The organism is Thermomonospora curvata DSM 43183 (assembly GCF_000024385.1).
In the GTDB taxonomy this organism is placed as follows: Bacteria; Actinomycetota; Actinomycetes; order Streptosporangiales; family Streptosporangiaceae; genus Thermomonospora; species Thermomonospora curvata.
On record NC_013510.1, the window covers coordinates 1,428,324 to 1,453,067 of the forward strand.

The window sequence follows — 24,744 nt, forward strand, 5'->3', positions numbered from 1 at the left end:
CGGTGACGCTTCCCGGCCCGGCATGGGAGAGCACCACGGCCGGGACGGGCGCTCTGGCCCTTCGCACCCCGCCGGGAGCCCGGGAAGCGGCCGTCACGGCTGGAACCGTCCGGGGCCGGGCGGGGTCCCCGGATCTTCATCACCGGGATCGTCGGGCTCTCCGGGGTCGCCGGGATCGCCGGGATCACCGGGGTCTCCCGGGTCCGGGTTCCTGGGGAGGCAATCCCATCTGACGGTCGCGGCCCCGTTGGGAGAGAAGGCCACGGTGGCCGACCCGCTGCGCTCGCAAGAGATCGCCAGGGTGGCGGTGACACCGGTGGAACGGCCGGCGGCCAGCGTGCCGCCGCCGAAGGCGCGCACCGGAAACAGCGAGCGGACGCTCCAGCGGACCGGGCCGCCCCGCGCGGTCACCGTGATCGTGCACGACTGGGCGCCCCTCGGGATCCGGCACCCGCTGACCACCAAGGTGCCCGCAGTGGTGCGCGGCGACGGGGTGGACGGCTGCGGCGAGGGCGTGCTCGAGGCGGTCGGCGTGGCCGAGGACGGCGTCACCGTCGGTGTCGGCAGAGTCGGCGACGGGCCGTCGTCCGGGCTCGGCGACTCCTCCTCTTCCGGCTCCGGCGACTCTTCCTGGGCGGCGGTGGGCTGCGGCGTGGACCCGCCGGCGGCCGAGGAACCGCCCCCGCGGGGCAGCCACAGGAACGCCCCGGCCACCACCACGATGACCAGGACGGCGGCGGCCAGCGCCGGCAGCAGCCCCCTGCCCGGCCCTTTGCGCTCGCCCGCGGCGGCGGCCCGGCGGGAGGGGCGCTGCAGGGGCGCCGGCCAGCCCCACTCGTCGAACGGCCCGGCCTGCTCGGCGAGCACGGCCCGGGTCTCGGCGTACTGGGGGTCCAAGGCCGCGGCCAGCACCGCGCCGCGCAGCTGCGCTGGCATCAGCGCCACCGGCAGGGCCTGCAGCAGCCGCCCGGAGGCCACCCGGCGCTCGCGCTGCTCGGCGCAGATCGGGCAGCCGTCGTCCATATGGCGGCCCACCTGGCGGGCCAGCGCCGGCGGTGGGGGCCACTCCTGGCCCTCCATCAGCGCGTTCACCTCCGGGCACCGGCCCGACTGGGAGATGATCGACACCAGCAGCGCATGGTCCAGCCGGTTGCGGGCCTCCACCGCCAGCTGCGCGGTCTCGGCCTCGTCCATGCCGAGCACGGCGGCGATCTCGTCGGTGGTCAGGCCGTGCCGCAGCAGCAGGTCCAGCATCTCCCGGCGGCGGCCGCCCAGGCCGGTCAGCGACCCGTGCACCAGGCGGCGCAGCTCCATCCGGCGGTTGCGGTCGCGTTCGTCCGCGAAGACGTCCTCGACCTCCGGCGCCGGCTGCACCGGCCTGCTCTCCCCGGTGTAGGGATCGACGACCATGCCGGGGCCGGGGAGCTGCCCGTGCACGTCGGGAGTGTTCAGCCGGCGCAGGCACTCGTTGCGGACCATCGCATACAGCCAGGCGCGCAGCCGCTCCGGCTCGGCCAGGCCGCCGATGCAGACGGTGACCGCCAGCAGGGTGTCGTGCAGTGCCGCGGATGCCGCCTCCTGGTCTCGCAGCAGCGCGTGGCAGTAGTCGTACAGGCGGGCGGCGTAGGCGTCGAAGACCTGCGCCAGCGCCTCCAGTTCACCGGCGGCCAGCGCCTCGGCCAGCCGCCGGTCCTCGCTTCGGTCGAGACTCGGCCATCCGGACACTTACCCACTCCCGCGGTCACGTGAGGTCAGGTGCCACCGGCCCACTGCGCAACGCGAGACAGGGGGAGGGGGCCCGACGCCCCGCTCCCGTCGGGCCCCCTCCCCCTGTCAGGACGTCCGAGCGGCCCCGCCGGTTGACACCGTCGGTGAAGAAATCTCAGCACCGTTGTTTCGGCTCAGATCGTCCCTTTCTTTCAGTTCGCCATCCGCTTCGACAGCGCCTGCAGGAAGATCTTCTGGATCTCGTTGGGGTTCTGCGTCACGTACACATCGCCCCGGGTGACTTTGGCGATCTGCTTGAGCTCGTTGACGTCCACGCCCGGGCCGAAGCCGAGCATGATCACCTGGATCGGCCGGGTGGGGTCGATCATGCTCTCCAGTTCCCGGAGGGTCTGGCGCAGCGTGGGGCCGTCGTCGTCTTCGTTCTTGCCGTCGGTGAACAGCAGGATCGAGTTGCCGAACTCCGGCTTGTAGGTCTTGGACATGTACCGGTAGGCGGCCAGGATCGTGTCGTACAGGCCGGTGTCACCGGTCGGCTTGGGCTCGATGCGGCTCAGGCTGGACAGCAGGAGCTGACGGCGGGTGACCGAGCCGACCCGCTCGCCCAGCGGGCCCATCGGGACGATCTCCTTGTAGTCCTTGTCGCCGTCCAGCTTGGTGGAGAACACCCACTGCCCCAGCTCCGAGTCGTTGGGCAGCAGCGACAGCCCGCCCTGGGCCACCCGGGCGGTGGCCTGCATCCGGGTCAGGCCGCCGCCGACCGGCGCCAGCATCGAACCGGAGATGTCGATGATCGACAGCATCCGGATGCTCAGCGACAGCTTCGACCAGGCCTGGACCAGCTCCTGCACGGTGGCCGGCTGCGGCGTCGGCAGCAGCCGCAGCCGCTGCGGGCTCACCCCGGTGCGGGTGCCGAAGGTGCTGGGGGCCTTGCCGTCGGCGGACCGGAAGCCCAGCGCGCGCACGTCCTCGCGGGTGGGCTCGCTGTTGATCGCCTGCTCCAGCAGCCCGGCGGCCCGCTGCTTGGCCGCATCGGTGCTGACCACGGCCATCGGGTAGTCCAGGTTGAGGGTGCCCTCGGACGGATAGATCGCCACCGCCGGCTCAGAGGGGTTGCCGCGGTTGTGCGCCCACACGCTCTGCTCGTGGGTCAGCGCCATCGGGTAGCGGCCCTTGCGGTCCCTGCGGAAGGAGGCGAACTGGGCGGCCACCGAGGGGGTGGTGTTCTCCCGCATGGTCCGCGTCATGCCGGTGAAGATCGCCTCGCGGTTGGGGTCGTTGGCCAGCAGGATGTTGGCCAGCAGCAGCGAGGTCAGGCCGACGGCGTTGCGGGTGGGGTCCGGCACGAACAACCGGACGCTGCCGGCCGGGATCACCTGGTTCTTGGTCTGCGCCCCGCCCGGCAGGGCGCCGACCGCGGCCAGCAGGTTGTCCCAGGAGGGGCTGGAGATGACGCCCTGCCGGCGCAGGCTGGCCGCCAGGGTCTGCGGCATGGCCACCACGATGGGGGTCTGCGCCAGGGAGGTCTTGGTGGGACGGACGCTGTTCTTGCCCTTCTCCGACAGGCGGACCAGCGACAGCCACGCCGAGGAGTCGGGGATCCACACATCCGGCCGGCGGTTGGTCTCGTTCTCCACGGCCTGGCCGGACAGCAGCGCGGTCAGCGACGACGGATCGGCCGAGCGGACCGCGACCTGCACGCACTTGTCGTCGACCTTGTGCTTGGCCTCGTTGAAGCGGCCGGCCATCTTGTCGGCGGCCTCCTTGATCTCCGGGGCCACCGCCACGTCCAGCTTGAGGGCGTCGTCCCCGCCGCAGCCGCCTCCGGCGCCGGCGAAGGCGTAGACGCCCACCCCCAGCAGCACCGCCAGGCCCACGGCGCCGGCCATCGGGCCGATCAGCGCGGCCAGGTTGCGCTTGCGGCGCCGCTCCCCGTAGTCGTACTCGCCGCTGCCGGACCCGCCGCCGGAGCGGCCCGATCCGCCGGAGCCGCCGCCCCGGGTGGGGCCGCCGTCGGAGCGGCTGATGGTCTCATAGGAGCCGAATCCGCCGCCGGCGAACGCGCCGCTGTCCCGCGCGCCCGGCCCTTCGGGACGGGAGGCGCCGAACGAGTCCGATGCACGGGACGCGCCGGCCCCGGGCGGCACGCTGTGCCCGCCGGTGCTGTGCGGTGACCATTCCGCGGGGCTCGGCTCTCTGGGGCCGGTGGGAGCGCTGAAGGCGCCGCTGCTTTGGGCGGACCTTCGCTCGGGGGGAGCGCTGAACCAGTCGGGGATGTCGTTTTCACCCGTTCTGCCGGGGGTTCCCCAGGCGCTGTGACCGCCGGCGGGGCTGCGTTCGCCCGGTGGGCCGTACTCCCCGGAACCGCCCGCCGGACCGCGGTCGCCATAACCGCCGTAACCTGCGGCGGGGGAGGCCCCGCCCGGCTCCTGGAAGCGGCCGGTCGGACCGCTGAGCGGATCGTCCTGCGGGCCGTAGGAGCCCGGGCCGCCCGAAGCGGGGGGCGGGCTCTGCCTTTCACGCGGGCTGAACCAGTCGGAGGATCCGCCGCCGGCCGGGCCGAACGCCGACGAAGGGTGGGCGTCGTGCCCGCCGTTGCCAGGCTCCTCCGGCAGGTCGTTGCGATGACGTCCGCTCACGGCTGTCCTCGATTCACCGAAAACCGTCCCATGCTGCCCGGCACTGTAGCGGCACCCCACAATGGTTACAAAGAGGTAAAAGTGGCGGATGTTGCACTTTGTCAGCGGATCGCCAAGGTGCTCACGGCAGCTTGTGACCTGCCGTGGATTCTTCACCTCCCTGCCGGATTGCGGGGAGTGTGCCGCTGATCACATGCCAGTTGTCGTGTGTCTGCGCCCGTCCGGTTCCTGAGGCTCGTTCCGGCATGGTACGCGCAGGGAGGGAGGATATCCGGAGTTTGCCCATATTCGTCCCGGCTTGTTTCCGGGTATGCTCTGCAGGCCCCGTAACCGATCTTGGGAAACCTTCCGCCGCCGCCGGGCGAGCCGCCGGCAAGACCGATAAGTAAGGTGCGAGCGGGGAACGGGGGCGAAGGTGGGACGAGCGAGCGGCACCTTCCGGCCGTCTGAGCCGGAACCCGGCATCTGCGAGACGGCCGGGAGCACCGCCGTTCCCGGCCGGCCCGGACGAACGGCGGGCCGCTGGCGCTCGGCCCTGGCATGGACGGCGGTGGGCTGCTGGACGGCCTGGGCGCTGGGCCGGCTGGCGGGCGCCGACCGGCTGCCCGGCGTGCAGATGCCGATCACGCCGCTGATCTCGTTCACCCCCTACGCGGCGGCCACGGCCGTGGTGCCCGTGCTGGGCGCCGCGCTGCTGCGGCACCGCCGGGCGCTGATCGCCGGCGCGCTGACCGCCGGCGTGCTGGCGGCGCTGGTGCTGCCGCGGGCCGTCGCCGCCTCCCAGCCCCCGGCCCACGGCCCCCGCCTGCGGGTGCTGACCGCCAACCTGCGGTTCGGGCTGGCCGACCCGGACCGGATCGTGGAACTGGTGCGGCACCACGCGGTGGACGTGCTGAGCCTTCAGGAACTGACCCCTAAGGCGGTGGAACGCCTCAACGCCGCCGGGCTGGGCCGCCTGCTGCCGCACGCGGTGCTCCACCCCCGGGGCGGGGCGGCAGGCAGCGGCCTGTATGCGCGGCATCCCCTCCGCGAGCTGCCCGCGCTGCCCGGCTCGGTGTTCGCCATGCCGCGGGCGGAGCTCACCCTGCCGGCCGGGCACAAGGTGGAGGTGGCCGCCGTGCACCCGCCGCCGCCCATCTCCGGCCGGGCCGTCGGCAACTGGATGCGCGACCTGCGGGCGCTGCCCGCGGCCGGCCGGCGGGGACAGCCGGTGCGGATCCTGGCGGGCGACTACAACGCCACGCTCGACCACGCCCACTTCCGGCGGGTGCTGTCCCGCGGCTACGCGGACGCGGCCGACCGGGCCGGCATGGGCCTGACGCCCACCTGGAGTTCGCCCGGCGGACGCATCCGGCTGACCATCGACCACGTGCTGGTGGACCGGCGCTGCGCCGTCCACCGGGTGCGGGTCCACGACCTGCCGGGCAGCGACCATCGCGCCGTCTTCGCCGACGTCCGCCTGCCGTAGGCTCGGGGCCGTCCGGTCGCAGAAAGGGTTGAAGCGCGCAGATGGCGACTGTGATCCCGGTCGAGGACCCCGCCGACCCCAGGCTCACCGACTACACGCGGCTGCGCGACGTGCAGCTGCGCAAGAGCCTGGAAGCCGAGCACGGGCTGTTCATCGCCGAAGGGGAGAAGGTCATCCGCCGGGCGGTGCGGGCCGGCTACCCGGTGCGCTCGGTGCTGACCTCCCGGCGCTGGCTGGAGCCGCTGTCGGACCTGCTGGAAGGGGTGCAGGCCCCCGTCTACCTGGCCGACGAGCGGGTGCTGGAGGGCGTGGCCGGCTTCCCGGTGCACCGGGGCGCACTGGCCGCCATGGCCCGCACCCCGCTGCCGTCGGTGCCCGAGCTGATCGCCGCGGCCCGCCGGGTGCTGGTGCTGGAGGACCTGGTCGACCACGGCAACGTGGGGGCGATCTACCGGTGCGCGGCGGCGCTGGGGGTGGACGCGGTCGTGCTGTCGCCCCGGTGCGCCGACCCGCTGTACCGGCGGGCGGTCAAAGTCTCCATGGGAGCGGTCTTCGCGATCCCCTATGCCCGCATGGACGACTGGTACCACGGCCTCGGCGACCTGCGGGCGGCGGGTTTCCGGCTGCTGGCGCTGACCCCCGACCAGTCGGCCGTCCCCATCGACAAGGCGGTGCCGGCGGCCGGGGAGCGGGTGGCGCTGCTGCTCGGCTCCGAGGGCGACGGGCTGTCCTCGCGCTGGCTGAAAGAGGCCGACGAGGCGGTGTGCATCCCGATGAGCCCGGACGCCATGGACCGCGGCGTCGACTCCCTCAACGTGGTGGCCGCCGCGTCCATCGCCTGCTACGGGCTGATGCGCTCTTGAAGGCCGCCGGCCGCAAGGCGCCGGGGCGGCGGGGACGCCGGTGGGCGCCCCGCCGGACGGCACCGGCGGCCACGGCGCGGCGGCCGCCCAGGCGCAGCCGGATGAGCAGCAGCGAAAAGGCCACCCCCAGCGCCGACAGCCAGGCCGCCTGGGCGCCGGCCAGCCGTTCGAGCGCGCCGTTGCGCCGCTCCTGCAGGTCATTGCCGCGCAGCGCGGTCGGCGGGACGATCGGCGCGGGGGAGAACCCCGGCGCCAGTTCCGGCCGGGGCGGGCTGACCTGCGGCAGCTCGACCCGGGGCGGAGGGGTGAAGTCCCCGCTGGGCGTGGGCGGGGTGTAGGCGGTGCCGCCGTCGGAGGAGCCGCTCTGCCCGCCGGAGCCGCCCTTGCTCTCAGACGGCGAGGGCGTGGGGGCCGGCTTGCGGCGCACCGTGATGACCTTTGCGGCGGAGGCCCCTTCGCCGCCCTTGGCGGTGACCTCGGCGGTCAGCCGCACCCGTGTGCCCTTGATCTTCTCGGGAACGGTGAGCTCGACCTCCACCCGCTTGCCCCGCTTGCCGACCCCGCCGAGCTCGCAGGCCTCCTCGGCGCAGCGGGACAGGGCGGGGGCGGGCCGGCCGGAGGCGGTGAGGGCCAGCAGCGCTTCGGTGACGTTCTTTTCGGCGGTGACGCGGACGGTGACGGTCACCTTCTCGCCCGCGAAGACACCGCCTGCGGGCAGATCGATGCGGACCCCCATCGGCACCAGCTCGGGGGCGCTGGAGGTGGGGGAAGGGGAGGGCGTCTCGCCGGGCTCCTCGGGGGCGGGGCTTTGCGGCGCGGAGGGAGTCGGCGAAGGCGTCGCCGACGGCTTGGGGGGCGCCGTCGGTGTGGCGCTCTCCGAAGGGCTGGGCGTGGGCGAAGGCGTCGCCGGTGGTTTGGGGGACGCCGTCGGCGTGGCGTTCCCCGTGGGGGTGGGGGAGGCGGAGGCGTCGGCCCACAGGGGAACCGCGGCCCCCATCGTCAGCACCGCCGCCGTGCCGAGCCCGGCACAGATCGGACCGCACACCGACCTGACCACGCCACCGTACCTCCGTGGCACCGCCTTGACCCTGCCCTTTCCGCCCGGGCTCGCCACAACTTGCCCTTTACCCTTGTTAGAAGAGCAAAAATCATGCGATCACAGTTGTGACGAATGATCAAATTGGCGACGGGGGGTGATAGCCGGATTTCGGGGGGTATCGGCTAGACGTATTGTTCGTGCAGATTCTCCACTTCTGAGCGGGAGGCCCACGCCTGCCAGACCCCGTGGTCGATGCGGTCCAGCTCCAGCCGCTCGGCGACCTCCGCCCGGCCGCCGACGTACTCCACCCGCAGCCAGCTTTCGTGCTCGCCGACCACGATGAACGGCTCGCCGCGCCAGGTGCAGGCGGTACGGACGTAACGGATGCCCTCCACCTCGTCCAGCGGGACCACCCGGCGGTGCCGACCCGGCCGGATCTCGGTGAAACCCTCGGCGGGCTCGGCGGAGTAAAGCCTGACCTCCCCGTCCGCGCCGGGGCTGGCCTCATACTCCCGGCCCCGCCAGCGGACCAGGTAACCGTCCCGGATCACTTGGCCTCCTCCTCGTCGGGGCGCACCCAGGCGAGCCGGTCGGGGTCGTACATGGCGATGAACCGCTCGGTGCGGTCCTTGCCCAGGTAGTACATCTCGGCCCCGTACGGCAGCCGGGCGCTGTCGACCTTGTACTCGCGGATCGATCCGGCGCTGCCGGGGGCGAATCCGTCGCCGCGGAACGGCGGGCGCTCCTGCACCCAGCCGGCCTCGCCCCACGCCCGCACCTCCTGCTCGGTCTGCCCGCCGAAGGGAATGCGGTACAGGCCCGGGCAGTAGGCCGGCCAGCGGATCACATAGACGCCCTCGTCGGAGGGGGAGAACGGCGACCCCTCATACAGCAGGCCGAGCGCCTCGTAAAGCTGCACCGGCGTCTGCAGGTCGGTGACGTCGGAGATCGGGTGCACGAAACCGCTGACCCGGTCATAGCCCTGTTCGAGGTACCAGCCGACGTGCCCGTGCGGGAGCACCTTCTGCATCACGACCGGCTGCATGAGCGCAGCGTCTTCCTCATCGGGCTCCGGCGCGTAGCGGGAGTCGCGGCCGGCCGGCACGGCCTCCAGGTCCGTGACCGTCTGCGCGGGGTCGGCCACGGTCTGCGCGGGGTCGGCCACGGTCTGCGCGGGATCGACCGTGGTCTGCGTCGGGTCGGCCACGGCCTGGGCGAGATCCGCCACCGTCTGCGCCGGATCCGCCGGCTCGGCGGGACGGGGCCGGATCAGCCCCACCCGGACGGCCCACTCGCTGAGCGCCTGCACCTGATCGCCCTCCAGCGAGGCGCCGATCCGGGTGCCCGGGTTGAGCGCCATCGCCCAGTCCGCCCGCGGCCAGGAGGTGATCAGCTCGCGGAAGTCGGCGTAGACGAACCGGGAGGACGGCAGCACCTCCCGCAGCCGCAGCAAAGAGGTGAAGACCTGCACCGCCGAGCCGTCCCGCAGCGCCGCGTCCCAGCGGAACTCCGGCTGGACGGGGGTCACCTCCAGCGGCGCGTCCTCCGGGATGGGCACCAGCACGCTGGCCGCCAGCAGCACGCGCAGGAACGCGTCGGTGTCCCCGCTCAGTGCGGCCTCATAAAGCTCCTGGTCGATCCGGTTGCCGGGCTGGAACGGCGGCTCGGGCTCGGCGGGCTCCGCCCGGTGCGGCGCCCAGTCGGTCTCCTGGGCGGGGGCGGATGCGCCCTCGGCCGGACGCTCACCGGCCTCCTGCGGCGCGGGGACCGGCTGCGGTGCCGCGGCGGCGGGTTCCGCCTGGGCGGGCGGCCGTTCGGCGGCCGCGGGGGGAGCCTCGGGCCGCGGGGCGGCCGGGCGCGCCGCCTCGGCCAGCGCCCGGATCCGGTCGCTGGGCATCACCGCGTTGATCGGCGTGGCCGGGTTGACCACCAGCGTCCAGCCCTCCTGCGGCCATGCCTCCATCAGCTCCAGGAAGCTCGGCATGATGAACCGGGACGGGCCGATGGTCTCGTGCATCCACTTCAGGGACGTGAACGCCTGGATCGCGACCATCCCCCGCACCGGGACCGGACGCCAGGGGAACTCCGGGTCGTCGGGCCGGATGCCCCAGGGGGTCTGCGGGTCGGCGGGGATCAGCGCCTGCGCGCCGGCCAGCACCTTGAAGAACGCCTCGCCGTCCCGGCGCACCGCCGCCTCGAACAGCCGCCGCTCGATGTCGTTTTGCGGTTCGAAGCCGTCCACCATGCGCTGGGCGGCGATCTGGTCGGCCCACTCCGACAGGTTCCGCAGCCGCTCGCCCGGCAGTGTGGCGCCCACCGGGGAGCCGCTGTTGACCGCCAGGTCCCAGGACGGGTCGGGCCAGTAACGCGCCACCGCGGTGAACGGGACCGTGATGTGGTCGCCCCGCCCCGGCACCGGGCCCTCCCCGATCAGGTCGCGCATCCGCTCCACGGAGGTGAAGACCGGGACCACGGTGCGTCCCTCGATCTCCCCGGTCTGCCAGGGGAAACCGGCCCGGCCGGGCCGCAGCGAGTAGTCCGCCTCCGGCGGGATCGGCAGCAGCACCTCCGCCGCCGCCAGCACCTTCAGATAGGCGTCCTGATCGCCGCCGGCCAAGGCGCGCAGCAGCTCCCGCTCCACGTCGTTGGCCGGCTGGAACCGCGGCTCCTGCCCGGCCGTGGAGGGGGCCGCGGGCGCCGTCGCCTCCGCCGGCGGCTCGGGGGCCTGCTCGGCCGGCGTCTCGGCGACGGCGGCGGGGCCGTGCGGACCCGGCAGCGGCACCGTCTCCTCCGCGGACTGCGGCGCGGCGCCCGGTTCCGGCTTCGCCCCGGCGGGCGGCTGCGGCTCTGCGACGGCGGCCTGCTGCGCCGCGGCCGGGACCTGACCGGAAGGAGCGGCCGCCGCCACACCGGTGAGCGGGGCGGTGGGCGCCTGCTCGGCCGGCGCCGCGTGCCGGGCCGGCTGCTGCGGCCGGTCGCCGGCGGGCCGCCCGGCGCGCGGCGGGCGGGGATCGCCCTCGGTGAGCTGCCTGATGAACCACGACGACAGCCTGGCCTCGATCGGCAGGCCGGGGTTGACGGCCAGCCACCAGCCGCCGTCGGGCCAGGAGGCGGCGACGTCGCTGAACTTCAGCCGCAGAAAGTGCCGCTGAGCGGGCCCCAGGGCCTCCCGCATGGCCGCCGCCGAGGTGAACGCCGGCACGTGCACCCGGCCGTCCTCCTCGCGGGTCGGCCAGGACAGCTCGGCCCGGTTGGCCAGCACATCCTCGAGCCGGTCGGGCGGGACGGGAATGACGAGTTCGGCTTCCGCCAGCAGACGGAAATACGCCTCCTGATCACCGGCCTGCAACGTCTCCCGCATCCGGTGTTCGAGCTCGTTCGCGGGCCGCCACGCGTCGGCCACGTTCGCCACCCCCTGAGGCTCCGTGCGCCCCCTGCCGTCGAGCACACATGCGGACCTGCCTACGCTACACGGGCGAAAGGACAGCAAGTGCCTGCCGTGCCAGGCGGTTGACGACATCCAGTCCGAACCTCTGCCCAGCGTAAGCGTCCCACCGCCGATAGGGGCACCGTATGCGAGGCGAGGCGCGGTCATCGTGTCGGGTGCGCAAGGATGACACTCGCCGACGGGGTCCAGTTCGTGGAGGTTGGATGCGTAACGGGGTGAAATCCGGGGGTGCGGTGCCGGTGGCCGCGGTATGCGCGGTGCTGGTGCTGGCCACCGGGGGCTGCGGCGTGCTCGGCAGCAACAAGGGCGAGGTGTGCGCCGACGCCAAAAGGACGGTGCAGGAGTACATCGGGCGGCTCAAGGAGATCGCCGCCAACGACCCCGCCCAGTGGAAGCAGACCACCGACCAGTACGCCGGCCGCTTCGACGCCTTGGCCAAGGAGTCCGACGACAAGGCGCTCAGCAAGGCGCTCCGCGACCAGTCGGCCCGGCTGCGGGCCGCGGCCGCCCAGGTGGGCAACGGCGATGTCGCGGCCCTCAACCAGACCCTGACCGAGACCCCGGCGCGTCTCGGCGAGGCCTGCGGCTGACCGGCCGGCGGCGTGGCGCCCCGGGCCGGGGACGCCACGCCGCCGCCGATGTCACTCGCGGCGGCCGGCCGGGCCGTGGGGCGCCTCGCCCTGCTGCGGCGCCATGCCCTGCTGCTGCGCGGGGTTCTGCCGGCGGCCCTCACCGCCGCCACCACCGCCGTCGCCGCCGCCACCGCCGTCACCGCCGCCGTCGGGCGGGTTCGGCGGCTGCGGCGGGTTCGGCTGCTCGGGACCGGGGTCCTCCGGGCCGCCCGGCTCGGGCGGACGGGGGACGGAGGGCTGCGGCGCGGGCCTGGTCGGCCTGGGCCGCGGGCTGTCGGGCCCCTGCGGGGCCGGGGCGCTCGGCTGCCCGGTCGACCGGCTGTACCCGCCGCCCCCGGAGACGTAGCTGGAGGGCGGGCCGAAGCTCTTGGGCTCCAGGCCCTTGATGGCGATCACATCGGTCATGTACGTCCGCCAGATCTGAGCGGGCAGCACACCGCCGAACGCGCTGTAGCCGCCGATCTCCACCTGCTTGGTGGGGCTGTCGGCGCGGAAGATCGCCACCGAGGTGGCCAGCTGGGGGATGAACCCGTTGAACCACAGGGCGTTGCCGTTGTCGGTGGTGCCCGTCTTGCCGGCCACGTCCCGCCCGTCGTACAGCCGGGCGTTGGTGCCCGTTCCGCTTTCGACCACCTTGGTCATCGCGTAGGTGGCGTCCCGGGCGACCTGCGGGCTGAAGACCCGCCTGCCCTTTTCGGTGTAGACGTGCTTGTCGCCGTCCAGCTCGGTGACGGACTTGACCACATACGGGGTGCGGAAGATCCCCTCGGCGGCGAACGTGGCGTACACCCCCGCCTGCTGCACCGGGTGCACCGAGACCACGCCCAGCGAGAAGGTCGGGGCCTTGTTGGCGCCGTTGGCGGTCAGCTGCTCGCGGGGGATGCCCATCTTCTCGGCCATCTCGGTGACCTTGTCCAGCCCGACCTCCAGGCCGAGGTTGACATAGCCGGTGTTCACCGAGTTCTGGGTGGCGGTGACCAGGTTGATCATCCCGTAGCTGGCGCCGCCGCTGTTGCGCACCGGGGTGCCGTTGTAGTACTGCGGGGAGCTGCCGTTGACCACGCTGCCCAGCGTCTTGCCGTTGGCCAGCGCGGTGGCCAGCACGATCGGCTTGAACCCCGATCCGGCCTGCGCCCAGTGGCCGAAGGCGGTGCTCAGCTGCTCCTCCAGGTAGCCGCGCCCCCCGTAGAAGGCGACGACCTGCCCGGTGGCCGGATCCACCGACACCAGCCCGGTGAGGGTCCGCTCCCCGACGTTGGGGGGCAGGTTGGCCTTCACCGCCTTCTCGGCGGCCCGCATCAGGTCCTTGTCGAAGGTCGTGACGATCTTCAGCCCGCCGCGGTTGATCTGGTCCTCGGTGTAGCCGCGGCGCTCGCGCAGCTCCTTTTGCGCGATGCGGACCATGTAGCCGATCTGGCCTTTGAGGATGTCGGTGACCTTCTGCTCGACCGGCATGGGGAACTTCATCGCCGCCGCCTCGGCGGGGGTGAGCGCCCCGGTCTCCACCATCGCGTTCACCACCGAGCGCCACCGGTTCTCGGCCATGGCGCGGTTGTCGCCGCTGGGGTTGCCGAACGGGGTGGGCTGCTGGATCGCCGCGGCCAGGTAGGCGGCCTCCGCCTTGGTGAGCTGCCCGACGTCCTTGTCGTAGTAGGCCTGGGCGGCGGCCTGGATGCCGTAGGCGTCGCGGCCGAAGTAGATGGTGTTCAGGTACTGCTCGAGGATCCAGTCCTTGTCCCGCTGGCTGCCGACCTTCAAGGAGACCATGATCTCCTTGAACTTGCGGTTGATCGTGCGTTCCTGCCCCAGCCCCTGGTAGTAGTTGCGCACCATCTGCTGGGTGATGGTCGAGCCGCCCTGCAGCTGCTCACCGGAGACCGTCGACCAGAACGCCCGGATCGTGCCGCGGATCGACACCCCCGGGTCCTCATAGAAGCTGCGGTTCTCCGCCGCGATCACCGCGTTGCGCACGTGCTCGGGGACGACCTCCAGGTCGACCTTGTGGCGGTTCACGCCGATCTTGGCGATGAGGGTCTTGCCGTCGTCGTAGTAGAACTCCGGGCCCTGCGCGGTGGCGTCCTCCTGCGGGGAGGGGACGGGCGTGAGCATGTAGGCCACGGCGAACGCGGCGATGGCCAGGCCCAGGAAGAGCAGCATCGCGATGGCGGCCCGGCGCGTGTAGCGCACCAGCCGGCTGCGCTGCTTGCGCCGGCGGCCGCCCCGTCTGCCGCTCCGGCCGGCCTTCTCCCGCTCCGCAGCCGCCCCCACAGCCGCGTCCTCCCCCTTGTCCGGCACCGCGACGCTTCCCAGGGAGGCCGCCGCGGACGCCGCCCCGGTCTCCCCCGCCGGGGCTTGCGCCGTGCCGCCTCCGCCTGCGGCGGCTCCCGCCACCATCGCAGTACCCGCTGCGCCGGAGGATTGCACTAGGGCCGCATCGGCCCCTGCAGTCTCAGAAGTGCTCGTCCGTCCCGCCTCGGCCATGGCGTCACCGACGGCCGCAGCTTCCCCCTCCTTCCGGGAAGCGGACGCGGCCGGGGCGTCGGAGAGGGCCGGCAGGTCCACCCGCGTCTGCTCGCTCTCATCGGAGAGCTTCGGCAGGTCCACCCGCGTGCTGTCGGCGTCGTCGGGCAGCTGCGGCAGGTCGAGCCGGGTCCGGGTGGAGTCGCCGCCGGGGTCGGCCTCGCTCTCCGCGGCGGCGCCCGGCGAGGCGTCCCCGCCGGAGACGGAGCGGCCTTCCGCGCCGTCTCCGGCGGACGCATCGGTGCGCCCGTGCCCGCCCCCGGCGGGGTCTGCTGCGGCTGCCTCGGGTTCCGCGGCGGCGCCGGCGGCCCCGGCGGAGACGGCGCGGCTTTCCACGGCATCGCCGGTGTCCGCGACGGCGCTCGGAACGGTCCCGTCGCGGCCGTCCAAGACATCGGCCGCCGTGCGGGAGCCGCTTGCGGCGTCGCCGGATTCGGCGTCGTGCTCGGTGGGCGTGCTCGAGGCCGGGTGCTCTTCCTCGGCCGCGCCGGAGGGCTTGTCCGGGTCGGGGGCGGTGTGCTCGGGGTGAGCCTCTGTGCCGTCCCCGGTGGGTGTGCCGGAGCCGGGGTCGTCGCTTGCCACCTCGCCGGAAGAGCCGCCGGAACCGCCCTCGGCTGCGGTGGTGGTGCCGGTGGGTTCGGCATTGGCCGCTGTGCCGGTGCCGGGTTCGTTGTCCGCGGCGTCGCCGGGGAGGTCGCCGGATTCGGCGTCGTGCTCGGTGGGCGTGCTCGAGACCGGGTGCTCTTCCTCGGCCGCCTCGGAGGGCTTGTCCGGGTCGGGGGCGGTGTGCTCGGGGTGAGCCTCCGTGCCGTCCCCGGTGGGTGTGCCGGTGCAGGGTTCGTCGCCTGCGGCCTCACCGGAAGAGCCGCCGGAACCGGTCTCGGCTGTGGCGGTGGTGCCGGTGGGTTCGGCGTTGGTCTCCGTGCCGGTGCCGGGTTCGTTGTCCGCGGCGTTGGAAGAGCCGCCGGAACCGGCTTCGGCTGCGGTGGTGGTGCCGGTGGGTTCGGCGTTGGCCGCTGTGCCGGAGCCGGATTCGTTGTCCGCGGCGTCGGAAGAGCCGTCGGGGCCGGCGTCGGCTTCGGGGGCGATGCCGCCGGCGGGCTCGTCGGGTTCACTGCGGGTCGCCGCGGTCTGGTCGGAGGGGGTGCCGCGGTCGGCGTGGGTCTCCATGGTGTCGTCAGAGAAGTCGTCGGGGTCGGCGTCGATTTCCGTGGCGTCGCCGGGGGCGGCTTCCGCGGCGGGGGCGGAGGACGCGCCCGGGGCGGCGTCGGTTCCCGGAGGGGTGCCGGAAGATCCGCCGGGACGGGGGGCGGCCGGAAGGCCGGCGGAGGGGGGTGGGGTGCCGGTGACCGGCGAGGCCGCTGCACCGCCGTCGTCCGGCTCGATGGGCGTCGTGCCATCCGAGCCCATGCCGCTGCTGCTCACGTGCCCCCCGTGATGTTCTTGTGACTGACGATACCTGAGGGAATCTGCTGTGTCGGTCGGCCGATGCCTGGGGCCCTGACTTCCACAAACAGGACGATCAACACCTCCCGAAGGTTGTCGTGGTCGATGTCACCGGCCGCCGGGGACTTTCCTTACGGCGGTCTTACGAGCAGCCGGAACGCCGAGACGGCGGACCCCGGCCGGGGCCCGCCGTCTCGGGTGCCGATGCAAGCGGTTTACTTGGGCGCGGTGCCGAGGATGTCGACGATGAACACCAAGGTGTCGTCGCCCTTGATGCCCGCCTGCTTCTGGCCTTCCTTGCCGTAGCCCTCCTTGGGCGGCAGGATCAGCATCACGCGGCTGCCGACCTTCTTGCCGAGCAGGCCCTTGTCGAAACCGGGCACGGTGGCGCCGGTGCCGACCTCGAAAGGCTGCACGGTGTCGCGCTTCCAGCTGGAGTCGAACTCCTTGCCGTTGCGCCACAGCACGCCCTTGTAGTGGGTGACCGCGGTGTCGCCCTTGGCCAGCGCCGGGCCGTCGCCTTCCACCAGGGTCTTGACGACCAGCTTGTCGGGCGGGGTCACGCCCTCGGGGATCGTCACCTTGGGAGCCAGCCCGTCCTTGGCGGGCGTGACGGTGGGCAGGCCCTCTGCGGAGAACTTCTTCTGCTCGCCCGGCACCGTGGAGTTCTTGGGGAAGGACTTGATGATGTCCATCACGAACAGGATCGTGTCGGTGCCGGAGATGCCCATCTCGGGCTGGCCGTCCTTGCCGAACCCGTCGGCGGGCGGCACCTCGATCATCACCCGGGAGCCGACGGTCTGCCCGGTGAGGGCCTTGTCGAGGGTCTTGTCGATGCCCTGCAGGTCCTTGCGGCCGATGTGCACCGCCCTGGGCCCGCCCTCGCCGTAGGTGCTGCCGAGCTTGCCGTCCTTGTTCTCCTCGTCTTCTTCACCCGGATCGGCGCTCGGGCCGGCGTCCTTGGCCGGCCACCTGTAGTAGGCCATGTGGATGTAGGCCAGGTCGTCGGCGGCCAGCTTGGGGCCGGTGCCCTGGGTGAGGACGGTGGTCTTCAGCTTGCCGCCCGGGTGCAGGCCCTTGGGGATCTCCACCTTCGGCTCCTTGCCGAACGCCCCGCTGACCTGGAGGGTGGGACCCGGCCGGGTGAGGTACCAGGCGGTGCCGCCGGCCACCGCCAGCGCGGCGGCCACCAGCGCCGCGATCGTCATCCGCCGGCGCCGCTTGGCCTGGGCCGCGGTCAGCGGGGACGGCCGGTTCGGGGTGCGGCGGCTGGAGGCCGAGCTGATCCCGTGCGGCGTGAAGTCCGGACGCTTGATGCCCTGCGCGCTGGGCAGGTTGACCTTCAGCCGCGGGGGCGGGGCCGACGAACCGCCGCTCGGCTTGTCATCCTCGGGCATTTTCCTCACTGATTCCGGCTAGACGACACCTCAAAGAGCACACCTTGCCAGCACCGGCCTAAGGGCGGCGTGAAAACCGTGCGAACAAGACCGGACCGAATGTATCGGCCCGGACCGGTCGCTGGAACCCGATGGGAGCGCCTGCCCACCGCGCCGGGCCGGCCCTGTGGCCGCTGGCGGACCGACGCAGGCAGTCTAGCCGTGCCCGGTGGGCCGTCCCGGCGGAGCCGAGGTCGCCGCGCCCGCCGAAAGGCCCGTTCACCGGCGAGGTATCCCCAGCTCAGCGGGCTTGCGGCCGGCCGTGGCGGAACCCGGGGCCGCCGCTGTTATGACAGGGCACAATCCTGGGCGCGGCGGATCAGTTCTCCTCATCGGCAAAGCGCAGCAGGGCCTCTTGGGCCACGGAGGCCACCAGGGTCCCGTCCCGGGTGTGCAAGGTGCCGTGGGCCAGGCCGCGCGAGCCGGAGTTGCTGGCCGGGCGGGTCCAGTACAGCAGCCACTGGTCGACCCGGGCCGGCCGGTGGAACCACAGGGCGTGGTCGAGGCTGACCGCCATCTGCACCGATCCGCGGGTGCCGGGCGCGACGGCGCTGGGGACCACTCCCATGTCGGACAGGTAGGTGATCAGGCAGGCGTGCAGCGCGGGGTCGTCCCCGACCGGCGCGTTGACCCGGATCCAGAACGGATGGCGCAGCAGGAACGGCCGCCTTGGACGGCCGGGCCGGACCATCCGGATCTCAAAGGGGAGCAGGTGCCGAAGCAACCGGTCCGTCGTCACCGGCTCCAGCTCCTCTGGGTCGGGCACCCCCTCGGGCGGGGACGGCTGCCAGTCGTGCCCCGGCTCGGGGTCGTGGAAGGAGGCCACCATCTCCAGGATCGGCTTGCCGCCCTGGCAGGCGGTGACATGCCGGGTGGAGAAAGAACGCCCGTCCCGGGTGCGGTTCACCTCCAGCCGCAGCGGCTCCCCGATGGCGCCGGGACGGATGAAGTAGACGTGCAGGGAGTGCGGCGGCCGCGCGGGGTCGACGGTCAGGCAGGCGGCGCGCAGGCTCTGGGCGGCGACCTGCCCGCCGAACAGCCGCTCCCTGCCCACGGCGGGGGATTCGGCGAGGAAGGCGTCCCCCTCCAGCGGCTGCAGGGTGAACATCTGCTCGATGGCGGACGGAGCAGGGCCCGTCGTCTCCTCCGGCATGCTGAACCTCTTTCGATCCGCCGTTCATGGTGGCATGCCGGCTTCGCCCGCCCTGCGGGCCGGGGTCGGTTTCGGTGCGGAGAGGGGACCAATGGCGAGGTTCGGGCCGCCGGATCAGGGGCAGGTCGTCTTGCGTGCACTCCCCGTGGGACGGGCCGCATCCCGCCCCGGCCCGGATCGCCGACGCCGAAGGACGCCAGACCCCATGACTGACACCGCCGTACCCGTTCATCCCACCGCGCCGACCGATGCGGAGGTGCGCCTGCTGGACGCTCACTGGCGGGCCGCCAACTACCTGTCGGCCGGGCAGATCTACCTGCTGGACAACCCGCTGCTGCGGGAGCCGCTGCAGCCCGGCCACATCAAGCCGCGCCTGCTGGGCCACTGGGGCACCACGCCCGGCCTGAACTTCTGCTACACCCACCTCAACCGGGTCATCAGGACCCGCGACCAGAACATGATCTACATCATGGGGCCGGGCCACGGCGGGCCGGCGGCGGTGGCCAACGCCTGGCTGGAGGGCACCTACAGCGAGGTCTACCCGGAGGTCTCCTGGGACGAGACCGGCATGGCCCGGCTGTTTCGGCAGTTCTCCTTCCCCGGCGGCGTGCCCAGCCACGTGGCCCCCGAGACGCCCGGCTCCATCCACGAGGGCGGCGAGCTGGGCTATGCGCTGGTGCACGCCTTCGGCGCCGCCTTCGACAACCCCGACCTGGTGGTGGCCTGCATCGTGGGCGACGGCGAGGCCGAGACCGGGCCGCTGGCGGCCGCCTGGCACTCCAACAAGTTCCTCGACCCGGTGCGCGACGGCGCGGTGCTGCCGATCCTGCACCTGAACGGCTACAAGATCGCCAACCCCACGGTGCCGGCCCGCATCCCCGAACGGGAACTGCTGGCACTGTTCGAAGGCTACGGCTACCGCCCCTACGTGGTCGCCGGAGACGACCCGGCCGTCATGCACCGGAAGATGGCCGAGACCCTCGACCGGGTCATGGATGAGATCACCGCCATCCAGCGCAACGCCCGCGAGGGCGGGAACAAAGGCCGCCCCCGCTGGCCGATGATCATCCTGCGCACCCCCAAGGGCTGGACCGGCCCCAAGGAGGTCGACGGCGTGCCGGTGGAGGGCACCTGGCGCTCCCACCAGGTGCCGCTGCCGGGGGTGCGCGAGAACCCCGAGCATCTGGCCCTGCTGGAGCGGTGGCTGCGCTCTTACCGGCCCTGGGAGCTGTTCGACGGCACCGGCCGCCCGGTGCCGCAGGTGCTGGCACAGACCCCGCGGGGGGAGCGGCGGATGAGCGCCAACCCGCACGCCAACGGCGGGCTGCTGCTGCGCCCGCTGCGCCTGCCCGACTTCCGCGACTACGCCGTCCCGGTGGACCGGCCGGCCACCACCTTCGCCGAGCCGACCCGGGTGCTGGGCGCGCTGCTGCGGGACGTGATCGCCGCCAACCCCGACAACTTCCGCATCATGGGCCCGGACGAGACCGCCTCCAACCGGCTGAACGCGGTCTTCGAGGTCACCGACCGGACCTGGCAGGCCGAGCGGCTGCCCACCGACGACCACCTGGCCCCCTCCGGCCGGGTGATGGAAGTGCTCAGCGAGCACCTGTGCCAGGGCTGGCTGGAGGGCTACCTGCTGACCGGCCGGCACGGCCTGTTCAACTGCTATGAGGCGTTCATCCACATCGTCGACTCGATGTTCAACCAGCACGCCAAGTGGCTGAAGGTCACCCGCGCCCTGCCGTGGCGGCGGCCCATCGCCTCGCTGAACTACCTGCTGTCCTCGCACGTGTGGCGGCAGGACCACAACGGCTTCACCCACCAGGACCCCGGCTTCCTGGACGTGGTGATGAACAAGAAACCCGAGATCATCCGGGTCTACCTGCCGCCGGACGCCAACACCCTGCTGGCGGTGACCGACGGCTGCCTGCGCTCCCGCGACTGCATCAACGTGATCGTGGCGGGCAAGCAGCCGGTGCTGAACCTGCTGCCGATGGACGACGCCGTCGTCCACTGCGCCCGCGGCATCGGCATCTGGGAGTGGGCCGGCACCGACGCCGGCGCCGAACCCGACGTGGTGCTGGCCTGCGCCGGGGACGTGCCGACCCTGGAGACGCTGGCCGCCGCCGACCTGCTGCGGCGCCATCTGCCACAGCTGCGGGTGCGGGTGGTCAACGTGGTGGACCTGATGCGGCTGCAGCCGCCCACCGAGCACCCCCACGGCCTGACCGACCCGGAGTTCGACGCGCTGTTCACCACCGACAAGCCGATCATCTTCGCCTTCCACGGCTACCCGTACCTGATCCACCGGCTCACCTACCGCCGGCACGGGCACGGCAACCTGCATGTGCGCGGCTACAAGGAGGAAGGCACCACCACCACGCCCTTCGACATGGTCATGATGAACGACCTGGACCGCTTCCACCTGGTCATGGACGTCATCGACCGGGTGCCGGGGCTGGGCGTGCGGGCCGGGCACGTCCGCCAGCTCATGGCGGACGAGCGGATCCGCCACCGCGCCTACACCCGCGAGCACGGCGAGGACCCCGCCGACATCACCGAATGGGTCTGGCCGCACTGAGCCCGTCCGGCATGCGAAGGAGACGCCCATGCGGGTGCTGACGGTCAACCCCGGCTCCAGCAGCCTCAAACTCAGCCTGCTGGAGGAGGAGAAGCTGCTGGAGCGGGCACAGGTGCCGACCGGCTCGGCCGAAGAGGAGGCGCGGGCGCTGGCCGAGACGCTGCGGCGGATGCCCGTCCCGGACGCCGTCGGGCTGCGCTTCGTGCACGGCGGCCCCGGCTACCGGGGGCCGGTCCTCATCGACGAGGCGGTGACCGAGCGGCTGCACGAGCTGGCGGACCTGGCGCCGCTGCACCAGCCGCTGTCGCTGCGGGCGCTGAAAGAGGTGCGGCGGCTGCTGCCGCACGTGCCCGCCGTGGCGTGCTTCGACACCGCCTTCCACGCCGAGCTGCCCGAGGCCGCCGCCACCTTCCCGCTGCCGGCCGAATGGCGCGAGCGCTTCGGGCTGCGGCGCTACGGCTTCCACGGCCTCTCCCACGCCCATGCCGTCCGCCGGGCCGGGCAGCTGCTGTCGGCCGACCCGGCCGCGCTGCGCCTGGTGGTGTGCCACCTGGGCGCGGGCGCCTCGCTGGCCGCCGTGGCCGGGGGCCGGTCGGTGGACACCACCATGGGCTTCACGCCCGCCGACGGGCTGGTCATGGCCACCCGCCCCGGCTCCCTGGACCCCGGCCTGCTCACCTGGCTGCTGCGGCACGGCGTCACCGGCGAAGAGCTCGCCGAGGCGGTCGTCCACCGCTCCGGGCTGACGGCACTGGCCGGAACGGGCGACATGCGCCGCATCGAGCAGCGCGCCGCCGAGGGCGACGATCGCGCCCGCCTGGCGCTGGAGGTCTACCTGCACCGGTTGTGCGCCCTGATCGCGGCCATGACCGCCGCGCTGGGCGGGCTGGATGTGCTGGTGTTCACCGGCGGCGTCGGCGAGCACGACGCCCACGTGCGGCGCCAGGTGACCGAACGGCTGGGCTACCTGGGGCTGGAGGTGGACGAGCGGGCCAACGAGGCCGCCCACGGCGACGCCGAGATCACCCGGCCGGGCGCCGCCGTGCGCACCCTGGTGGTCACCTCGCGGGAGGATCTGGAGATCGCCGCCGGTGTCCGCCGGGTCCTGCTGTCTTGACCCGGCGGGATTCGCGGACCCGCAGCACGGCCTTGAACGCCTCGACCACCGCGTAGGCGGCCACGGCCACCGCGACCATCCGCAGCCACGGCCCCGCGCCCAGCGGCGCCGACCCGAACACCTCGTTCATGAAGGGCGCGTAGGTGTACAGGAGCTGGACCGCGATCAATCCCAGCGCGCCCACCCCGATCCACCGGTTGCGGCGGATCCCGCCGATCAGCAGCGGCCGGTGCAGCGACAGGCAGTTGAACACATAGGCCAGCAAGGTCAGCGCGAAGACGTTCACCACCACCGTGCGGGCCTCCTCGGTCGAGCCGATGCCCTGCTCGTGGTGGAACAGCCCGAACGCCCCGGCCACCAGCACCGCCGACACCAGCAGGATCTGCGCCACATGCGCCCGGGTGAGCAGCGGCAGGGACGGGTCGCGGGGCGGGCGGCGCATGATGTCGGCGTCGCGGGGCTCCACCGCGAACGGCAGGCCCAAGATCAGCACCGCGGTCATGTTCAGCCACAGCACCTGCACCGGCAGGATCGGCAGCTGCCCGCCGGTCACGATCGCCGCCACCAGCACCAGCCCCAGCCCGACGTTGGCCGGCAGCGCCCAGACGATGAACTTGACCAGGTTGTCGAACACGCCGCGGCCCTCTTCGACGGCCGCCTCGATGGAGGCGAAGTCGTCGTCGGTGAGGACCATGTCGGCCGACTCCTTGGCCACCTCGGTGCCCGAGCGTCCCATCGCCACGCCGATGTCGGCCTGTTTGAGGGCCGGGGCGTCGTTGACCCCGTCCCCGGTCATCGCCACCACGTGCCGGCGCCGCTGCAGCGCCGTGACCAGGCGCAGCTTCTGCTCGGGGGAGACGCGGGCGAACACGTCGGTGCGCTCGGCCGCCTCCGGCAGGTCCGCATCCGGGGTGGCGGCCAGCTCGGCGCCGGTCATCACCCGGATCGGCCGGCCGCCGCCCAGCCCGACCCGCTCGCCGACGGCCCGGGCGGTGGCGGCGTGATCACCGGTGATCATCTTCACCTGGATCCCGGCGGTCAGGCAGTTGCGCACCGCGCCGGCGGCGGCCTCGCGGGGCGGGTCCTGCATGGCCTGCAACCCCAGGTAGGTCAGCGGGGGCGGCTCCTCCTCGCTCAGCTGCGCGGTGCCCGGCTCCAGTTCGGCCCGGGCGAAGGCCATCACCCGCAGCCCTTGACGGCCCAGGTCGTCGGCCAGTTCGGCGATGGCGTCGCGGTCCAGCGGCTCCCGCCCGCCGGCGTGGTCGATCCGGTCGGCGCACATCGGCAGGACGCGCTCCACCGAGCCCTTGACATAGACGGCGCCGTCCGCGTGCAGCGTGGCCATGTACTGCCGGGCCGACGAGAACGGGATGACGGCCACGCGGCGGGCGGCGTCCGCCACGCCGGCTTTGCGGGCACTGGCGACCAGGGCGCCCTCGGTGGGGTCGCCGCTGAGCTCCCAGCGCCCGTCCTTTTCGGTGATCTGGGCGTCGTTGCAGGCCAGCCCGGCGGTCAGCGTCGCCGTTAAAGCGGGGTGGTCGGCGGGACGCACCACGCGCCCGTCCACCAGGAACCGCCCGTGCGGGGCGTACCCGCCGCCGGTCACCTCATACAGCCGCCCGCCGGCGGCCACCGCGGTGACCGTCATCTGGTTGCGGGTGAGCGTGCCGGTCTTGTCGGTGCAGATCACGGTGGTGCTGCCGAGCGTCTCCACCGCCGGCAGCCGCCGGATGATGACATGGCGGCCCACCATCCGGGACACCCCCAGCGCCAGGGTGATCGTCACCACCGCCGGCAGCCCCTCGGGGATGGCGCCCACCGCCAGCGCCACCGCCGCGATCAGCATCTCGTCCACCGGCTGCCCGCGCGCCAGCCCGATCAGGAAGGTCAGCGCCGCCAGCGCCAGGATCGCCACCGTCACCAGCCGGCTGAACCGGGCGATCTTGCGGGTCAGCGGGGTCTGCACGCCGGGCGTGCGGCCCACCATCCGGTGGATCCGCCCCAGCTCGGTGGCGCCGCCGACGGCCACCACCACCCCCGTGCCCCGCCCGCCGGTCACGAACGTCCCCGAGTAGGCCATGTCGCGCCGGTCGGCCAGCTCCACCTCGCCGACCGGGGCGGGGTCCTTGCTCACCGGGGTGGACTCGCCGGTCAGCGCCGACTCGTCCAGCCGCAGGTCGGCCGCCTCCACCAGGCGCAGATCGGCGGGCACCTTGTCGCCGGCCTCCAGCGCCACCAGGTCGCCCGTCACGATCTCGGTGGAGGGCACCCGGTGCCGCCGGCCGTCGCGGATCACCGTGGCGACGGTGCGCGTCATCGCCACCAGCGCCGCCAGCGCCTGCTCGGCCCGCGACTCCTGGACGAACCCGACGAAGGCGTTCAGCAGCACCACCGCCATGATCACGATGGCGTCCACATGGTCGCCCAGCAGCGCCGTCACCAGCGCCGCGGCCAGCAGCACGTAGATCAGCGGGCTGTGGAACTGCAGCGCAAAGCGCGCCAGCGGGCCGCGCCGCCGCGTGGCGGGCAGCTCGTTGGGGCCCGTCCGCTCCCGCCGCGCCGCGGCCTCGGCCCAGGTCAGCCCTTTTTCGGGGTCGCCGTCCAGTTCCCGCACCACCTCGGCCGCCGGCCGGGTGTGCGCGGTCTTGGGGATGGACGTGGTGTTCACGCCTCC

Annotated in this window: 14 protein-coding genes; 5 read left to right on the forward strand and 9 right to left on the reverse strand. The window is 73.1% G+C overall.

Translation table 11 applies throughout. The features are described from left to right. Positions 1-93: 93 nt before the first annotated feature. Entirely contained in the window at positions 94-1,725 is a 1,632-nt protein-coding gene (locus TCUR_RS06205) for an RNA polymerase sigma factor (protein ID WP_012851627.1), read from the reverse strand. A gap of 194 nt (positions 1,726-1,919) precedes the next feature. Further along, positions 1,920-4,364, reverse strand: coding sequence for a substrate-binding and VWA domain-containing protein (locus TCUR_RS06210; RefSeq protein WP_012851628.1), 2,445 nt, complete (start codon positions 4,362-4,364; stop codon positions 1,920-1,922). 415 nt (positions 4,365-4,779) lie between these two features. On the opposite strand from TCUR_RS06210, the gene TCUR_RS06215 reads away from it, so the two are divergent. After that, the gene (locus TCUR_RS06215; protein WP_245536997.1) at positions 4,780-5,832 is read left to right on the forward strand and encodes an endonuclease/exonuclease/phosphatase family protein; all 1,053 of its coding nucleotides are present in this window, start codon (positions 4,780-4,782) and stop codon (positions 5,830-5,832) included. A gap of 41 nt (positions 5,833-5,873) precedes the next feature. Beyond that, complete coding sequence (locus TCUR_RS06220; protein WP_012851630.1) at positions 5,874-6,695, forward strand: TrmH family RNA methyltransferase; 822 nt, start codon at positions 5,874-5,876, stop codon at positions 6,693-6,695. Here TCUR_RS06220 and TCUR_RS06225 read toward each other — a convergent pair. From TCUR_RS06225 to TCUR_RS24730, 3 genes are all read right to left on the reverse strand, one after another. Further along, positions 6,643-7,752: a hypothetical protein gene (locus TCUR_RS06225; protein ID WP_012851631.1), complete on the reverse strand. Its 1,110-nt coding sequence runs from the start codon at positions 7,750-7,752 to the stop codon at positions 6,643-6,645. The two genes, TCUR_RS06220 and TCUR_RS06225, sit on opposite strands and share 53 nt — an antisense overlap. A 164-nt stretch (positions 7,753-7,916) precedes the next feature. Then, complete coding sequence (locus TCUR_RS06235; RefSeq protein WP_012851632.1) at positions 7,917-8,285, reverse strand: hypothetical protein; 369 nt, start codon at positions 8,283-8,285, stop codon at positions 7,917-7,919. After that, the gene (locus TCUR_RS24730) at positions 8,282-11,137 is read right to left on the reverse strand and encodes an SseB family protein (protein ID WP_169313001.1); all 2,856 of its coding nucleotides are present in this window, start codon (positions 11,135-11,137) and stop codon (positions 8,282-8,284) included. The genes TCUR_RS06235 and TCUR_RS24730 overlap by 4 nt, the downstream gene beginning before the upstream one ends. 248 nt (positions 11,138-11,385) lie before the next feature. On the opposite strand from TCUR_RS24730, the gene TCUR_RS06245 reads away from it, so the two are divergent. After that, the gene (locus TCUR_RS06245) at positions 11,386-11,772 is read left to right on the forward strand and encodes a hypothetical protein (protein ID WP_012851634.1); all 387 of its coding nucleotides are present in this window, start codon (positions 11,386-11,388) and stop codon (positions 11,770-11,772) included. Between the two features lie 51 nt (positions 11,773-11,823). On the opposite strand, the gene TCUR_RS27805 is transcribed toward TCUR_RS06245, so the two are convergent. The 3 genes from TCUR_RS27805 to TCUR_RS06260 form a co-directional block, all read right to left on the reverse strand. Then, the gene (locus TCUR_RS27805; protein ID WP_245536998.1) at positions 11,824-15,759 is read right to left on the reverse strand and encodes a transglycosylase domain-containing protein; all 3,936 of its coding nucleotides are present in this window, start codon (positions 15,757-15,759) and stop codon (positions 11,824-11,826) included. Positions 15,760-15,995: 236 nt separating this feature from the next. Continuing rightward, positions 15,996-17,177 carry an FKBP-type peptidyl-prolyl cis-trans isomerase gene (locus TCUR_RS06255; protein ID WP_012851636.1) on the reverse strand — a complete coding sequence of 394 codons (1,182 nt, stop codon included), beginning with the start codon at positions 17,175-17,177 and terminating at the stop codon, positions 15,996-15,998. Positions 17,178-17,535: 358 nt separating this feature from the next. Beyond that, positions 17,536-18,369 carry an acyl-CoA thioesterase gene (locus TCUR_RS06260; RefSeq protein ID WP_012851637.1) on the reverse strand — a complete coding sequence of 278 codons (834 nt, stop codon included), beginning with the start codon at positions 18,367-18,369 and terminating at the stop codon, positions 17,536-17,538. 205 nt (positions 18,370-18,574) lie between these two features. Between TCUR_RS06260 and TCUR_RS06265 the strand changes: the two genes are divergently transcribed. Beyond that, entirely contained in the window at positions 18,575-20,953 is a 2,379-nt protein-coding gene (locus tag TCUR_RS06265) for a phosphoketolase family protein (RefSeq protein ID WP_012851638.1), read from the forward strand. A gap of 28 nt (positions 20,954-20,981) precedes the next feature. Further along, complete coding sequence (locus TCUR_RS06270; RefSeq protein ID WP_012851639.1) at positions 20,982-22,070, forward strand: acetate/propionate family kinase; 1,089 nt, start codon at positions 20,982-20,984, stop codon at positions 22,068-22,070. Here the strand turns inward: TCUR_RS06270 and TCUR_RS06275 are convergent. Beyond that, complete coding sequence (locus tag TCUR_RS06275) at positions 22,012-24,738, reverse strand: cation-translocating P-type ATPase (protein WP_012851640.1); 2,727 nt, start codon at positions 24,736-24,738, stop codon at positions 22,012-22,014. The two genes, TCUR_RS06270 and TCUR_RS06275, sit on opposite strands and share 59 nt — an antisense overlap. Positions 24,739-24,744: the final 6 nt, after the last annotated feature.

Bases quoted from the DNA above. Each gene is read 5' to 3' on its own strand.
- TCUR_RS06255 (WP_012851636.1), bottom strand. From the start codon at position 17,177: ATGCCCGAGGATGACAAGCCGAGCGGCGGTTCGTCGGCCCCGCCCCCG.
- TCUR_RS06245 (WP_012851634.1), top strand. From the start codon at position 11,386: ATGCGTAACGGGGTGAAATCCGGGGGTGCGGTGCCGGTGGCCGCGGTA.
- TCUR_RS06265 (WP_012851638.1), top strand. From the start codon at position 18,575: ATGACTGACACCGCCGTACCCGTTCATCCCACCGCGCCGACCGATGCG.
- TCUR_RS06220 (WP_012851630.1), top strand. From the start codon at position 5,874: ATGGCGACTGTGATCCCGGTCGAGGACCCCGCCGACCCCAGGCTCACC.
- TCUR_RS06260 (WP_012851637.1), bottom strand. From the start codon at position 18,369: ATGCCGGAGGAGACGACGGGCCCTGCTCCGTCCGCCATCGAGCAGATG.
- TCUR_RS06270 (WP_012851639.1), top strand. From the start codon at position 20,982: ATGCGGGTGCTGACGGTCAACCCCGGCTCCAGCAGCCTCAAACTCAGC.